12 protein-coding genes and 4 pseudogenes are annotated in these 13574 nt (G+C 59.3%); 6 read left to right on the top strand and 10 right to left on the bottom strand.

What is annotated here, in order from left to right:
- Window positions 1-55: 55 nt before the first annotated feature.
- A pseudogene (tnpC, locus tag RLEG4DRAFT_RS36615) lies at window positions 56-1480 on the top strand (IS66 family transposase); the annotation flags it as partial.
- Window positions 1481-1590: 110 nt separating this feature from the next.
- Here the strand turns inward: tnpC and RLEG4DRAFT_RS36610 are convergent.
- Genes RLEG4DRAFT_RS36610 through RLEG4DRAFT_RS36600 form a run of 3 tightly spaced genes read right to left on the bottom strand, consistent with a single transcriptional unit; the run spans window position 1591 to window position 4750 of the window.
- Complete coding sequence (locus tag RLEG4DRAFT_RS36610) at window positions 1591-2592, bottom strand: tyrosine-type recombinase/integrase (protein ID WP_003584387.1); 1002 nt, start codon at window positions 2590-2592, stop codon at window positions 1591-1593.
- Entirely contained in the window at window positions 2589-3512 is a 924-nt protein-coding gene (locus RLEG4DRAFT_RS36605; protein WP_003584386.1) for a tyrosine-type recombinase/integrase, read from the bottom strand. The genes RLEG4DRAFT_RS36610 and RLEG4DRAFT_RS36605 overlap by 4 nt, the downstream gene beginning before the upstream one ends.
- Window positions 3509-4750 carry a site-specific integrase gene (locus RLEG4DRAFT_RS36600; protein WP_003584385.1) on the bottom strand — a complete coding sequence of 414 codons (1242 nt, stop codon included), beginning with the start codon at window positions 4748-4750 and terminating at the stop codon, window positions 3509-3511. Before RLEG4DRAFT_RS36600 ends, RLEG4DRAFT_RS36605 begins: the two co-directional genes overlap by 4 nt.
- Before the next feature lie 124 nt (window positions 4751-4874).
- Between RLEG4DRAFT_RS36600 and RLEG4DRAFT_RS39615 the strand changes: the two are divergent.
- Window positions 4875-5018, top strand: a pseudogene (locus tag RLEG4DRAFT_RS39615) (transposase domain-containing protein); the annotation flags it as partial.
- 197 nt (window positions 5019-5215) lie between these two features.
- Window positions 5216-5836 carry a KpsF/GutQ family sugar-phosphate isomerase gene (locus RLEG4DRAFT_RS36595; RefSeq protein WP_210161341.1) on the top strand — a complete coding sequence of 207 codons (621 nt, stop codon included), beginning with the start codon at window positions 5216-5218 and terminating at the stop codon, window positions 5834-5836.
- 736 nt (window positions 5837-6572) lie between these two features.
- On the opposite strand, the pseudogene RLEG4DRAFT_RS36590 reads toward RLEG4DRAFT_RS36595, so the two are convergent.
- A pseudogene (locus RLEG4DRAFT_RS36590) lies at window positions 6573-6944 on the bottom strand (thermonuclease family protein).
- 445 nt (window positions 6945-7389) lie between these two features.
- A complete protein-coding gene (locus tag RLEG4DRAFT_RS36580; RefSeq protein WP_003584378.1) occupies window positions 7390-7644 on the bottom strand; it encodes a hypothetical protein in 255 nt (84 codons plus the stop codon).
- Window positions 7645-8672: 1028 nt separating this feature from the next.
- Between RLEG4DRAFT_RS36580 and RLEG4DRAFT_RS36565 the strand changes: the two genes are divergently transcribed.
- Window positions 8673-9017, top strand: a complete 345-nt coding sequence (locus RLEG4DRAFT_RS36565) for a hypothetical protein (RefSeq protein WP_003584374.1) — start codon at window positions 8673-8675, stop codon at window positions 9015-9017.
- A 397-nt stretch (window positions 9018-9414) separates the two neighbouring features.
- Here the strand turns inward: RLEG4DRAFT_RS36565 and RLEG4DRAFT_RS39610 are convergent.
- From RLEG4DRAFT_RS39610 to RLEG4DRAFT_RS36545, 5 genes and pseudogenes are all read right to left on the bottom strand, one after another.
- Window positions 9415-9619, bottom strand: a pseudogene (locus RLEG4DRAFT_RS39610) (transposase domain-containing protein); the annotation flags it as partial.
- Complete coding sequence (locus RLEG4DRAFT_RS41090; protein ID WP_171898210.1) at window positions 9546-9785, bottom strand: hypothetical protein; 240 nt, start codon at window positions 9783-9785, stop codon at window positions 9546-9548. The gene RLEG4DRAFT_RS41090 and the pseudogene RLEG4DRAFT_RS39610, both read right to left, overlap by 74 nt.
- Before the next feature lie 31 nt (window positions 9786-9816).
- Window positions 9817-10641 (bottom strand): anti-sigma factor family protein, encoded by an 825-nt coding sequence (locus RLEG4DRAFT_RS36555; protein ID WP_003584373.1) that lies wholly within the window; start codon window positions 10639-10641, stop codon window positions 9817-9819.
- Entirely contained in the window at window positions 10638-11243 is a 606-nt protein-coding gene (locus RLEG4DRAFT_RS36550) for an RNA polymerase sigma factor (RefSeq protein ID WP_003584371.1), read from the bottom strand. The genes RLEG4DRAFT_RS36555 and RLEG4DRAFT_RS36550 overlap by 4 nt, the downstream gene beginning before the upstream one ends.
- Before the next feature lie 45 nt (window positions 11244-11288).
- Window positions 11289-11825 carry a tetratricopeptide repeat protein gene (locus RLEG4DRAFT_RS36545; protein ID WP_003584370.1) on the bottom strand — a complete coding sequence of 179 codons (537 nt, stop codon included), beginning with the start codon at window positions 11823-11825 and terminating at the stop codon, window positions 11289-11291.
- Window positions 11826-11994: 169 nt separating this feature from the next.
- Between RLEG4DRAFT_RS36545 and RLEG4DRAFT_RS36540 the strand changes: the two genes are divergently transcribed.
- Window positions 11995-13047 (top strand): type III polyketide synthase, encoded by a 1053-nt coding sequence (locus RLEG4DRAFT_RS36540; RefSeq protein WP_003584369.1) that lies wholly within the window; start codon window positions 11995-11997, stop codon window positions 13045-13047.
- Window positions 13044-13547 carry an isoprenylcysteine carboxyl methyltransferase family protein gene (locus tag RLEG4DRAFT_RS36535; RefSeq protein ID WP_003584368.1) on the top strand — a complete coding sequence of 168 codons (504 nt, stop codon included), beginning with the start codon at window positions 13044-13046 and terminating at the stop codon, window positions 13545-13547. The genes RLEG4DRAFT_RS36540 and RLEG4DRAFT_RS36535 overlap by 4 nt, the downstream gene beginning before the upstream one ends.
- The last annotated feature ends 27 nt before the right edge of the window (window positions 13548-13574 follow it).

The raw sequence follows: 13574 nt of genomic DNA, 5'->3' as shown, positions 1-13574 counted from the left end.
AATCAGCGCCATCCAGCCTCTCGTTCCGAGCGGCAAAATATGCTGTTCTCGGTCCATGACGATAACGGCAGACGAGCTTCCGGATGACCTGAACGCGCTGAAAGCGATGGTGCTTTCGCGCGAGGCGGAGAATACCCGCCTGCGTCAGATCATCAAGGAATTGCAGCGCCACCGCTTCGGCCGCCGTGCCGAGACGCTTCCCGAGGACCAGCTTCTGCTTGGGCTTGAAGAAGCCGAACAGATCGAGGCTGCCGGGCTGGTAGAGAAGGAACAGGGCTCGACTGCTCTGCGCCAGGCGCAGGTCGCCAAACGGCGAACCAACCGGGGTTCGCTGCCAGCGCATCTGCCGCGCGTCGAGATCGTGGTCGATATCGATGACCATGCCTGCCCCTGCTGCCGCAACGACCTGCATCGGATCGGCGAGGATGTCAGCGAGAAGCTCGATCTTGTTCCCGCTCAATTCCGGGTGCTTGTGCTGCGCCGCCCGAAGTATGCCTGCCGGGCCTGTGAAGAAGTCGTTGTCCAGGCTCCGGCCCCGGCAAGATTGATCGAAGGCGGCATCCCGACAGAAGCAACCGTCGCCCAGGTGCTGGTCTCTAAATATGCTGACCACCTGCCGCTGTATCGCCAGGCGCAAATCTACAAGCGTCAGGGCATCGACCTCGACCGTTCGACGCTCGCCGACTGGGTCGGTCGCGCCGCCTGGCATCTACGCCCGGTCCATCAGCGGCTGCTTGATCATCTGAAGTCGTCGTCCAAGCTCTTCGCCGACGAGACGACAGCCCCGGTGCTCGATCCGGGACGTGGCAAAATCAAAACCGGACAGCTCTGGGCCTATGCGCGGGATGACCGGCCGTGGCAGGGCGATGACCCGCCCGGCGTCGCCTATGTCTATGCGCCAGATCGCAAAGGCAAACGACCGATGGCCCATCTCGACGGCTTCGTCGGCATCCTGCAGGTAGACGGCTACAGTGGATATCGCCCGCTCGCGGCAAAGAACACCGTGTCGCTGGCATTCTGCTGGTCCCACGTTCGCCGCCGCTTCTATGAACTCGCCGCCGTCGGTCCAGCACCCATAGCCAGCGAGGCGCTCCGACGCATCGCCGAACTTTACAAGATCGAAGACGAGATACGTGGTCGCACACACGAGGAGCGTAGCGCCAAGCGCATAGAGACGAGCCGACAAATCACCGACAGCCTCGCTCCCTGGCTGCGTGAGCAACTCGGCTATATCAGCCAGAAGACAAAGCTCGCCGAAGCAATCCGATATGCCCTGTCACGTTGGGAAGGCTTGACCCGCTTCATCGACGACGGCCGGATCGAGATCGACTCCAACATCGTCGAACGGTCAATCAGGCCAATTGCCATCAATCGGAAGAATGCACTCTTCGCAGGGTCGGACGCCGGGGCCGAACACTGGGCGACCATCGCCTCGCTCATCGAGACGGCATTATGCCGCGCGCGGCATAAGCAGGTTTATGCCGACCGGCGAACTATGCCGAATGTCTCTTCTATTGTTTGCAGCAAACCGTGCGCTCCCGGCCAGTTCGGCGGGTCGCTGTTGTTTGGCACTCGGCATAGTTCTCATGCTCAGAGGGCGTTTAGAAATTCCAGAAGCCGGTCGGTTGGTCGAAATCGCTCGGCCTTGGCGCGTTCGTACGGCTTCAGCTTTGCGAGTGCAGATTCCTTCAGTTCGAGATGTGCATGAAGATAGGTCAGCGTCGTTTCCATTGCCTCGTGGCCCAGCCACAGGGCGATGACCGAGCAGTCGACGCCCGCCTGCAGCAACTCCATTGCAGTGGAGTGCCGCAAGACATGAGGCGACACCCGCTTCGAGCGAAGGGAGATGCAGTGCCTGCGCGCGTTGGTGACATATTTGTTCAGCAGTGCCTGCACGCCGTCGGCGCTGAGCTTGCCACCGTGCATATTCGGAAAGAGAGCCGTTGCACCTCGCTTTCCGGGTTCCCTGAGCCAGCAACGAAGGGCGTACTGTGCAACCTTGGTGAGCGGCGTACTTCGCTCTTTGCGGCCTTTGCCAACACAATGCACATGCGCACCGCGGCCGAGCACTACCGAGTCCCGGTCAAGGTCGATGATCTCCGAGACTCGTAACCCCGTTTGCGCGGCCAGCAAGAGCAGAGTGTAATCGCGGCGTCCCAGCCACGTGCTTCGATCCGTGCAGTCCAGGATCGCTTCAATCTCAGACCTGGTTAGGAACTGAAGCTGCCGCTTGTCACATCGCTTGCTTGGGATCGCTAGCACCCGCTGAATGTGGGCACTATGTGCCGGCTCTTCGAAAGCCGCATATCGGAAGAAAGATCGGATGGCCGTCAGGCGGAGATTCCGGGTCCTTACCGAGGCGGCTCTCTTCGTCTCAAGATCTACCAGGAATGCGCCGATGAAAGGCGCGTCCAAATCCCGCAGTGTCAACTGCGATGGTGATCTGCCAAAGCGGGCCTGTGCGAACGCAAACAGCAGTCTGAAGGTGTCGCGATAGGAGGCGATGGTGTTGGAACTTACACCTCGATGCTTCATGAGCCGATCTGTGAACCACCGCTCGATCAGCACGGCCAGGTCGTTTGTGCGCCTCATGACCGAGCCTCCCAGCGCTTGTCCAATCGCCGTACAGCATGGTTCATCAGTTCCGGCGCGGCGGACAAATACCAGTAGGTGTCGCGAACATTGGCATGGCCGAGAAAGGTCGAGAGAACCGGCAGTTCGCGCTCAACATCTTCGCCCGCGCGATACCAGTTGATCAGGGTCTGGACGGCAAAACGATGGCGTAGGTCGTGTATTCGTGGCCCGTCGCGCTGTCCTTCCAGCCGTAACCCGATTTGCCGGGATAGGCGCCAGAACACACGATGCACGTATTGATGCAGCAATCTGCCGCCTTGCTCGGCGACAAAGAAATAGGGGCTGCGTGGGGTGCCGAGGTGTGCGTCGCGTCGGGCTGCATAGTCCGACAGAATAGCAACTGTCGTGGCGTGCAGCGGCACCAGTCGGGACTTGCCGAACTTTGTCTCGCGAATGATGAGGATGCCTTGCTCGAGATCTATGTCGTCCCGGAGCAGGTCAAGCGCTTCGGAATGGCGCAGTCCGGCCACCGCTATCAGTCCGAATAAACAGTGATATGTCCAGCGTCGAAGAGCGTTGGCCGGCGGTAGCGACAGGGCCGCCGTCAAAAGCGCCTGAATCTCAGTGTCGCAATAGATGTAGGGTTTTGCTCGCCGCGCCGGCGGCACAGCGTCGCTTGGTGGCACTTCCGTCAGGGGATCGAAATGAGCGAGGTGCTGGGCAAAGCCGCGTACATCAGCCAGGCGGATGGACCAACTCGGCTGCCGGCCCATTGAGGTGACCCACTCCATTGCCAGATCAGTGGTGATGGCCTCGGCGCTGCGGGCTTCCATGAAGGTGACGAACTCCGACAATCGTCGTGCTGGACCATCATATTTGTATCCCAGCCCTTGGCGCATGCCGACGTAGCGCTCAAGCGCAGTGCGAAGCCGGCTCATTGGACACCTCCCGGCCAGGGCAGGCTCAGTTCACGCAACTTCTCAATATCGAGCTTGGCATAGATCCTTGTACTGTCGATGCTTCGATGGCGGAGCAGTTGGCCGATCTCCGCGAAGCTGGCACCCGACCGTAAAAGGTCCGTCGCGAGGCTGTGGCGGAAAAGATGGGCACCGTGATGCGCATAGCCGTCAATGCCTGCCCGTTCGAGTGCTTGCTTCGCGATCATTGTGATGGCGCAACCGGAGGCAAAACCGACGTGCGGCGCAAGAGTTCGCAAGAAGACTCGCCGACACGACGAAGCGGGTCGCCCATGCCGGATATAGGCCACGATAGCTGTTCCGACGTCGTGACGTAGCGGCATAGTCGCTTGCCGCCGCCCCTTTCCGTGCACGAGGATCGTGCCCGACTGCCAGTCGATATCGTCAAGATTGAGGGTGGCAACTTCGCTGGCGCGCAAACCGAGCTTGGCCAGGATCATCAGAACCGCATAGTCCCGATGACCCATTGCAGTCGTCCGATCACAGGCATCGAGAACGTTCTGGACCTTCTCCGGCGGCAGGAAAGTTGGAAGACCGGCAAGTCGCCAGCGGCGGATAGATGGCACGCAATCCGCCAACGCCGTCGAAATGAAGCCCTTCAGATGCAAATAGCGCAGGAAGGCGCGTATCACCACGCACATGGCTTTGCCACTATCTGCGGAGCCATCAAGCGCATGTCGCTCGACATAACCGATGACGATCTCCGGGGTGAGCGCTGCAAACCCATCTGCGCCGGCAGGACAGACCTCCCGGAGAAATCGAAGTGACAGCAGCTTGTGGCTTCCCACCGTCGAGGCGGCAAGCCCTCTCTCTTTCGATAGATATGCAGCGAATACATCGACAATCTGCTCGTGCTCTGTACGCTCAGGTGGCGCGGCAACTGGTATTAAGTCTTCTTCCCGTAGCGCTGAAAGCAAGCGCCGGAGCGCCGATCGGTCACCCGAGTCGGGCTTCCAGTGTTTGAAACGATGCTCAAGAAAGCGATCGACGTGAACTTCGCGCAAATCCTGTGGAGCATGTCCATTGCCAACATGCCAGTCCATCAGGTCTCGAAACAGGCTTAGCGAACGCCACGTGCATTGCCGCCCCAGGCCTTCGTTCGACATTTTGGCAGCGAAAACGCGTGCAAACTTCCGATATGGACCGTGGACCAGCTTCCGGTATAGGGCGCTGCGCTTCAAATAGTCACTTGCATTCATGTGTCCTCTCCTTCGCTTCAATTGCGACGGAGAGACCCTACGCTATGCCGATCAGGCTACCGCTATGTTACAGAAAACGTTAGGAAAAGCCTGTTTAATCGGCATAGTTCGCCGGTCGGCATAAACTGCCAAGCTCAACGATGTCGAGCCACTGGCTTATCTCTCAGACGTCCTCACCAAGATCGTCAACGGGCATCCAAACAGCCAGATCGACGACCTGCTGCCGTGGGCCTACGCCGCAAAGCGCGAACTCAAAGCCGTGGCCTGAAAACAGAGCTTACACTTCAGCGGATTTGCCGCACTGGTCAAAAATGAGCTGCATAAGGACCCAAGGCGGATCGCCTTGCTCGTGGTATGCACTCTCGATGGGATCATCCGATAGATTCGGTCCGGACGACCAGATGGCTTTTGCAAGAAATGGTTGTATGGCAGTTTGGAGCCATCACCGTCCGACCGCAACAGCAGATGTTTGAGAGAAAGGCAGTTTCATTGGATATAAAGCAACGTATGCGAAAGGTGCTCGAAGCTGAAGCCTCGGCAATCCTTGCAGTAGCAATCGATGAGCATTTTGAGGAGGCGGTCCGCGTCATCCTGGAATGCCAAGGAAAACTACTCACGACCGGCATCGGCAAAGCCGGGCATATAGCCAACAAGTTTGCGGCGACGTTATGTTCCACTGGCACGCCCGCTGTTTTTCTGCATCCAGCAGAGGCCGCACACGGCGATTTGGGAGTCGTAGGCAAGAACGACGTGATGATCGCATTCTCCACCAGCGGAAAATCGCGCGAAGTACTAGAGATTATCGAACTTTCCAGCCACCTCGGCGTAGCAAGACACATCGGCGTAACATCTCATCCAGACTCATCCCTTCGGGAATGCTGCGACATCATCATCAATATGGGAGAAGTCGAGGAGTCGGGATGCCCGATCGGCATGACGCCCACTTCCAGCATTGCCGTCATGTTGGCAGTCAGCGACGCCGTCGCGATGGCCGTTATGGAAACTAAGGGATTTACTAGAAACGAGTACGGGGCGCGCCACCATGGCGGTTACCTGGGTCGCCTGGCACGTCTCGACAACGTTTAACGCGGTAGCGCGGAGTTGCCGTCTGCCAAAAGGAAGCGGCAAAAAGGCGTCAAAGCTCGGTCAAGGTGTAAGCGGGACACCGCTTACGAACAACGGGACTGGCTGATCGAGCGCTGCCGCGCGCTGGCTTTCACCTTGCGTGGACTGGTCGCGGAACTGGCGGAGCGAGGCCTCGATTGCTATGGCGACCGGGCGGGCGGCAGGCGTTACCGCCGACCCGAAGCTCTCATGCAACGGAATCTTTTGCGGTAGGGATGGCCGACGCGAACGCCACCGCGTATGACGGCGGTTTCCACGTCGTGGTAGTTGGTTAGGGGCAGCCTCCGGGGCATACGCAACCTTAGCGCTAGTGACAATTTGACTTTTCTGCTATAGCGCTCGCACGAGATTGTCAGGCTAAGATATGATCAAAGAACATCCAACCCGAAATGCATTCACGGTCGCCTTTGGAGTCGGAGCCTTTTTCTTCGTCGCGATCCGCTACTGCATCTATGCCGGCTACTTTTGAGGGCGGACCGAAGATTCACGCCCAGGCTTGCATGGGATATGCCCCTGGTTTTAATGACGCGTCCGGTTTGATCTGTAAAATCATTGCACTCTTAATTTTGACTGCAGGTGCTTTAGCAGCGGTGTTTGCCGGCGCAGGTGATCCTTACGTGCCCACGGTTTGGCCGGAGATACACGCCCCGAAGACCAGCCGATTGGTGCCGCCATCTACTCCATCATCGCCCGAGCGTTAGCGGCACCTATCATTCCGCTGTTTCGGCAAGTGCGAGCAAACCCTTGCTGCGGCAGCTTCATGCCGATTTCTTCACCATTCGTTCGGTAGACGTTGACGAGCGGCCGGTGTGTTTGTGTCTTGTCCACCGCGCCGCTGAACATCACCCGCAAGCCCTTTTCAGCCAAGAACTCTTTTCCGGCGCCCCTTGGCGATCAGCGCCAATTTCCGTTCCTTGAGGGATTTCGCGTGGCTACCAATCTCCGGTGTGTCGATGCCGCTGATAAATGGAACACCTTCCCCCAACAATCGCATGTTCTGCCCGTCGCATTTTACCGTGTCGCCATCGACGACCGTCAGCGATGCGCAGACAATCAGTTCAGCGATCATCCTTGCTTCCTCGCGCTCAGTTCTTACGCATCAGCCTGTGGTAATAATCCTCGGCCTTTCGCATAGCCTCACGCGGTTCAGCTTCGAATCCTTGATGTGGCTTCGGGCCAAGGGCGCTCCATTGCCATTGACCACTTTTCGGGCCGCCACTCTCCGTCCGAATCCTCCCAATGATTATCTCCCCGTCATAGCCCAGCCAGTCGAGATCCGTCGGCTGGTCGGACTGGTCGATCTTCGGGCCGCCCCATTTGTAGAGAGGTTGGTAGGGCATGGTTCTGCAACATCGCCCCAGACGGTCCACTAGTCAATCTGGGTGAATTGTTTTTTAATCCATTGCTGATGAACTGGCGGCATGACAAAGCCGACCCACAAGCCTTCGCAGCCGCTGCTCGACAAAGCACACACCTCGCCGCAGCCAGCCACGTCGGCGGCGCGTTCTCCGCGATTACTGGCCCGGGCTGTACCCTAAACACCAAGCAGCCATCGCCTCATATTTTCGTGCGACTTGTTCGCCCACCTGCGGCTCCGCTCCATCCTCGGAACCTTCGCGAACCTGGGTAGCGGTCTTCGTGAGAACGCCGGCGGCATCCTCCCGCGAAATAAGCCCTTTATCCAGCAATAAATACAGAATGTTCATTGCTGCGAATGAGTTCGCCCCGAACATGGCCCCATGCTCGGTATCCCACAGATTGCTGGCCAACTGTGCCTCCAGGTTATGTTGCCTAAGCATAAGAGCAGACAGGGGCTCGAAGGTCTAGGCGCGGAGCTATGTCGGCTACCTTTGATGGCGGGCTTTGGCCGCCATTCCCTCAAATCTTGGTCGCGCTACATCCACCTTATGGGATATTGGATGGGAGGCCGAGATGGTTCAGCGCAGCAGCTTGCGGGCGGTTCTGATCGCAATGCTTCTGCTGGCGCTGTTCATTGCCGGAATTTACGGCGGTCAGCACATCGGTCTTCTGCCGCGGATGTGATGCTGCCGGTCGCGACGCCCGCTTCCTTTTGCTTTTTTTTGATCCTTACGCCACCTAGGAAACGCGAATTACTTCGTTGGACATAAGGAGGAGAAAGCTGCCGTCGTCAAGACGCTCAGCAACTTCGCCGTCCTCGGTGACGTAGTCGGTTCGTGGCGCTATGAACTGATGAGACGTCCTCATTTGCTCAATGACGGTATAATTTCGGCCTGCAGCGCTCGAACAGTGGAAACGCTGTGTTTCAACGTAATTCGTCATGTTCATTTGCCTCGGAAAGGTGTTTCTACACTAATATTTTGGCGACTGAAACCAAGAGTCAAGAACCGCGGCTGACTTTCCAAAGGGCGCGTCATGTATTCTGGCTGCGGCCTGCGTTGCAACCAAGCACAGCCGGGCCTTGATCTCGTGTCAGGAGCGACCAGCTACGTCGACGCAGGCCGATCATGCCGGATGTGCCTGCGGCCGGCTCGGACCGCTCTCACTATTTTCGAGACCGCCCCTTTTCGCACCAATAGCGGATCGCCCGGTTCCGCCACGAAGAGACCCGCAGCAATTTGGCAGTTTTCGGAGCAGGGATGAGGAACATCAGACGTTGCCGCCGCATTCGATGACCCAAACTCTGCTATACTGCCTTGGAAGTTCGTCCTCGGAAATCGCGGCCAAGGCCAAAGCTCCGACCGCTGTGATAGAGGTGGCAAGACTGCGCCAATTGCGGTCATTGCAGGACTGCTAGACTACCTAACCGGACGTTTTCATGCTCTCCCGCCTCACAAATCGTTTTGAAGGATATAGAAGGCTTCAGCCCGCGAAATTCGAACGAGACGCTGCTCTTTTAGAGCTTGTTCAATCGCTGGGTATAGCTGGCTCCGTCTTTCACGTACTCAACGAGATGCCCGAACAGGGCGAAGACCTCTTCACACTGCTATGCGACGACCAACTTGTTATGTCGTTCGAGGTTCCTCGTGGAAAGATACCGCTTGACGCCGTAGACATCGTTAAAGTTCCCATCGGGGAATATCGCAACAAGATCGGCCAAGGAAAACACCGCATACGTCTCGATGAGACGTTAAAGAACGCGCGAGTTCTGCTGGGCAGGTAGGGAGCGGTGTCCGCTTCGGGCCGACAACAGACTACGGCTGTCCCGTGGGGCCCTCTCCGGCTTCTCAGCGACTGCGTCGGTGCAATCGAAGCGTCGCCTCGGCTTCGGCGTTCGTGGGTAATGGCCGTTCGGTGCGGATACATGAAACGCTCCACAGTTCTCGTCCGGGCAACCGCACGGTACAACATCGACGTGATAGCGTATTTTACTGGCTCGCCTTTGCTGCGAGTTCATTCGCTCTTCGCTTTTGATCGTATCTACAATAGCGCCGCGTCTTAAAAACTTTCCAGCCATAGAATGCACCAACGGATTTCCTTTCGACAGGAGTACACCCTACTTCTTGATCGGGGAAGGTCCGCATGGGCCGGCAGCAGACCTCAGCAGTGTGTTCGCTGCGCGATTTTAGGTCCTCCAGCGTAAGATTGAACTGCTCGGGATCGGCCCTCTCCCATTTTACGGCCGAAGGCTGCCTGCTTGAAAGCAGCGACCAACTCCTCCAGCCGCTCGATCCGCTCATCATTGCGGACTTCACGCGCTTGCGCCGCGATTAGCAACGCCTTCAAGGCAGCAATATCGTCCGGCAAATCGGTGGCGTCCAATATGGTGGAAGTTATCAAACTCTGCCTCGCTTAACGGTCGGAATTTGCCAACCGAGTGATCGTGACGCACCCGTTCGATTGCCGTCGGCACTCTTGCCTCAACAGCGCGTACCCGACGCCAGTCGAGTCCCGTAAACAGCGCCTTGAACTGGGCATGTCCCAAGGTCATCAGACCGTCCCGGATATCTGACTGCAGTGGATCAATTATTGCGCGTGGTGCTCACACGATGCCCCTCCCCCGACACCCCATCGGCAATCGCCGTCATCCTATCCCCCGCCGCATGGCCAATCAGCATGAAGGCGTGCGAGCCGTTCGACCAGTAGACGACGTTCATGCCCCTGCGGTTTTCGAGGTCCGGCGTCTTGGGGGCCGCGTCAGACCTGACGATGCAGAGCGCCATCGGGCCGGTTTCGGGGTCGAGATAAGCGATCTGGGCGAGCGGTCTGCCGTCATATTGCAGCAGCAGAGCGCGCTTGAAATCGATGCCCGGAAGCGAGACGGCTTCGGGGGAAAGCGACAGGCCGAGTTTTTCGTCGAGGGCGCCGAGCTGGGCGGCCTGGATATCTGCGGTTGGAACGGGGCCGGCGAGGGTTTCTCGCGTATAGAGCGAAATATAGTCGGCGACGACGGCGCGCCATTCGCTGTTTTCGTCCTTTGCCGAAAAGCTGCGGCCGAGGCCGAGGACGGCACGGTCGATGGCGATGCCGGCAATGAGCGAGGCGGCAAGCGCGCCAAGGAAGCGGCGGCGGGTTGCGAATGCGGGTGAGGAACCGGATTTTGCGCTTTCAGCCGCGGGGATGGCGGCGAGCATTTTCTCCAGTTTCGCGCGCGGGGCTTCCGTGAGCAGCGGTGCGAAGGCCCGCTCGAACGGCAGGCTGGCGCGCGACAGGAATTCCAGCCGTTCGGCGACGGCTTCATTTTCGTTGGCAAGGGTCTCGAGGCGGGCGGCCTCTTCCGCCGTCAGTTCGCCATCGATGAAGGCTGTGAGGTCCTCGTCGGAGGGAATGGTGTGCTTGGTATTCATTGCCGTTCCCCTTCCCGCCCGTCGCCGGAGAGCTTGGCGCGGGCAGCCGCCAGCCGGCTCATCACGGTTCCGATCGGAATATCCAGTATGCCTGCAACTTCGCGATAGGAAAGTCCTTCGACATAGGCGAGGAAAACCACCGTTCTCTGCGCTTCGGGCAGCGCACTCACCCGTTTCAACACCTGAGCCGCCATCACATGCGTTTCGGTGTCGTGCGCGCCGTCGAAGGTCAGCGCCTCGCCGGCATCGACGAACCCCTGGCCCTGGCGCACCCGGCGGGAGCGGATCTCGTTCAGCCAGATCGAATGCAGGATCGAAAACAGCCAGCGATCAAGCCGGGTGCCGGGGGTGAACTGATCGGCGCGCTCCAGCGCGCGAAGGCAGGTCGCCTGCACGAGGTCGTCGGCGACATCGCGCTGATGCGAGAGAACGAGACCATAACGCCAGAGCCTTGGCAGATTTTCCGTCAGGCCGCTCCTGATATCCGCTGCGCTCGCGATGGCCGCCTCCGACGATCCTGCATGTCTCGGAACCGCCGGATGAACCGGCGATTCCATTCTCGCGCGACTATAGGCGGGAAACAGGGTGGGCGCGACCGACATTCGGATATCCTTCGTGGTTCCGTTTTTCCCGCTCTGCCGGCCGGGTCAGATCTTCGACGGGTCGAGGATTGCCGCGTTCAGATCCTGATATTCCTCGCAAGCTGTGCCGCAGATCGCCTTGATCGACTTCAACTGGTCCTTGGCAAGATCGAGCTGGCCCTTGATGACATAGGCTTCGCCGAGATATTCGCGGACCTTGGCGTATTGCGGGTCCATCTTCACCGATTGGAGGTAATAGGAGATGCCTTCGTCGGTGCGGCCGAGCTTGCGAGTGGCATAACCACGATAGTTCATCACCTCGGCCGTGTTCTGGTCCTTGACCTTGTCGAGCATGGCAAGCGCCTCTTCATAGCGGCCGGCTTTCGCCAGCGAATAGGCATAGTCGGTGCGGTTCTCGTCCGAGACGTTGGCGCTCTGCTGCTTGACGCATTTCTTGGTCTTCTGGTCGTAGATCTCGCCCTTCTTGCAGGTCGGCATCGTGCTGCTGTCATTACCGGCTGCAAAGACCGGGCCGGAGAAAACGGAAGCGGCAAGGCAGCCGCCGAGAAGGATTGAGGCAATTCGGGATGTCATGATCGTCATGGGAAAACTCCTGGAGAAGTGACGTTGCGAGGAGAGAACACCGTTGCTCCTCGCTTTATTCGGAGGCCTTCCCATTTTCTTCATCACTGCTTCGTGAAGCCCACGAGGCCGAATAAATTGGGCGTCCACGTGTTTTCCTTCGTTCCGCCGGAGGGACAAGGAGAATTTTGTGACCGATACCGTGAAACTCGTAAGCCTCGCGACCGCCGCCCCCGAACATGTCGTTTTCCAGAAAGAAGCAGTCGAAGCCTCCGCCCGGCTGTTTGCCGACCGCTTCGAGGATTTCCGCCACCTTGCCCGCGTCTTCGACAGCGCCGGCATTCAAAAGCGCCATGCGGCCCGGCCGCTTGCCTGGTTCGACGAGCCGCATGGCTGGCAGGACCGGATGCAAGCCTATGCCGAGGTGGCGGGCGATCTGTTCGTCAAGGCCGCCGCCTCGGCCCTTCGTCAGGCCGGGCTTGATGCCGGCGATGTCGACTGTGTCGTCACGGTTTCGTCGACCGGCTTTACGACGCCGAGCCTCGATGCGCAGATGGCCCGCCGGATGGGTTTCAGGACCGATATCGAGCGCGTGCCGGTCTTTGGGCTCGGCTGTGCGGCGGGCGTGTCGGGCTTTGCGATCGCCTCGCGGCTGGCGCGGGGCAGACCGGGCGCCGTCGTGCTGTTCGTCTCGATCGAGCTCTGCACTCTGGCCTTCCGGCTGGACGAGCTGACGCGGCCGAACATCATTGCGACGGCGCTTTTCGGCGATGGCGCCGCCGCCTGCGTGCTGCGATCCGGCGAAGGCGGGCTGGCAGCAGTGGAATCGACCGGCGAGCATCTCTTTCCCGAGACGCTCGATATCATGGGCTGGAAGATCGACGACGGCGGCTTCGGCATCGTTTTGGCGCAATCGCTGCCGCCCTTTGCCGAGCGGGAGCTCGGCCCGGCGGTGATGGCCATTCTGGCGCGAAACGGGCTGACACCTGATGATATCGACCGCTTTATCTGTCATCCCGGCGGTACGAAAGTCTTGGCGGCGATGGAGAGCGCGCTGTCGATGACGCCGGGCACGCTCGATCACGAGCGCGCCGTGCTTGCCGAATACGGCAACATGTCCTCGCCGACCATTCTGTTCGTGCTGGAGCGGGCGATCCAGGCCGGATTGCCGGGGCGTTCGGCGATGATTGCCATGGGGCCGGGGTTTTCGGCCAGCTGCGTGACGCTCCGGAGGGTGGCATGATGTGGCCGTCGATCGCGCTCCTGGCGTTCGTGACGCTGCAGCGGCTCGGCGAACTCGTGCTCGCCCGGCGCAACACCGCCGCCCTTCTCGCCAGAGGCGCCAGGGAGGTGGCGCCGGAGCACTATCCCGCCATGGTGGCGCTGCATGCGGGCTGGCTCATCGGCCTCTGGCTGCTGGCGCCCGGCCGGCCGGTCGAGTTCTTCTGGTTTGTCGTGTTCATCGGGCTGCAGGCGCTCCGGCTCTGGGTGCTGGCGACGCTGAAAGACCGCTGGACCACACGCATCATCATCCTGCCCGGCGCACCGCTGGTGACCTCGGGCCCCTATCGCTTCCTGCGGCATCCGAACTACGCGATCGTCGTCGGCGAGATCGCCGCCCTTCCGCTGGCCTTCGGCCTGCCGTTTTACGCGATCGGCTTTTCGCTTCTCAACGCCTGCGTCCTCTATGTCCGCATGAAGTCCGAAAATGCTGCACTGAAAAGCGCAATGATTTTGAAATGAATACGATTTTTCGTTTGCGCCACAGCA

Source organism: Rhizobium leguminosarum bv. trifolii WSM2297, assembly GCF_000271845.1.
This window is presented reverse-complemented; position numbering and strand designations above follow the sequence as displayed.

Coding starts and splice junctions, on each gene's coding strand:
- RLEG4DRAFT_RS36550 (WP_003584371.1), bottom strand. CDS start 11,243: ATGTCGGTCGCGCCCACCCTGTTTCCCGCCTATAGTCGCGCGAGAATG.
- RLEG4DRAFT_RS41090 (WP_171898210.1), bottom strand. CDS start 9,785: ATGACCTTGGGACATGCCCAGTTCAAGGCGCTGTTTACGGGACTCGAC.
- RLEG4DRAFT_RS36535 (WP_003584368.1), top strand. CDS start 13,044: ATGATGTGGCCGTCGATCGCGCTCCTGGCGTTCGTGACGCTGCAGCGG.
- RLEG4DRAFT_RS36565 (WP_003584374.1), top strand. CDS start 8,673: ATGCTCTCCCGCCTCACAAATCGTTTTGAAGGATATAGAAGGCTTCAG.
- RLEG4DRAFT_RS36610 (WP_003584387.1), bottom strand. CDS start 2,592: ATGAGGCGCACAAACGACCTGGCCGTGCTGATCGAGCGGTGGTTCACA.
- RLEG4DRAFT_RS36555 (WP_003584373.1), bottom strand. CDS start 10,641: ATGAATACCAAGCACACCATTCCCTCCGACGAGGACCTCACAGCCTTC.
- RLEG4DRAFT_RS36600 (WP_003584385.1), bottom strand. CDS start 4,750: ATGAATGCAAGTGACTATTTGAAGCGCAGCGCCCTATACCGGAAGCTG.
- RLEG4DRAFT_RS36545 (WP_003584370.1), bottom strand. CDS start 11,825: ATGACGATCATGACATCCCGAATTGCCTCAATCCTTCTCGGCGGCTGC.
- RLEG4DRAFT_RS36595 (WP_210161341.1), top strand. CDS start 5,216: ATGTTTGAGAGAAAGGCAGTTTCATTGGATATAAAGCAACGTATGCGA.
- RLEG4DRAFT_RS36605 (WP_003584386.1), bottom strand. CDS start 3,512: ATGAGCCGGCTTCGCACTGCGCTTGAGCGCTACGTCGGCATGCGCCAA.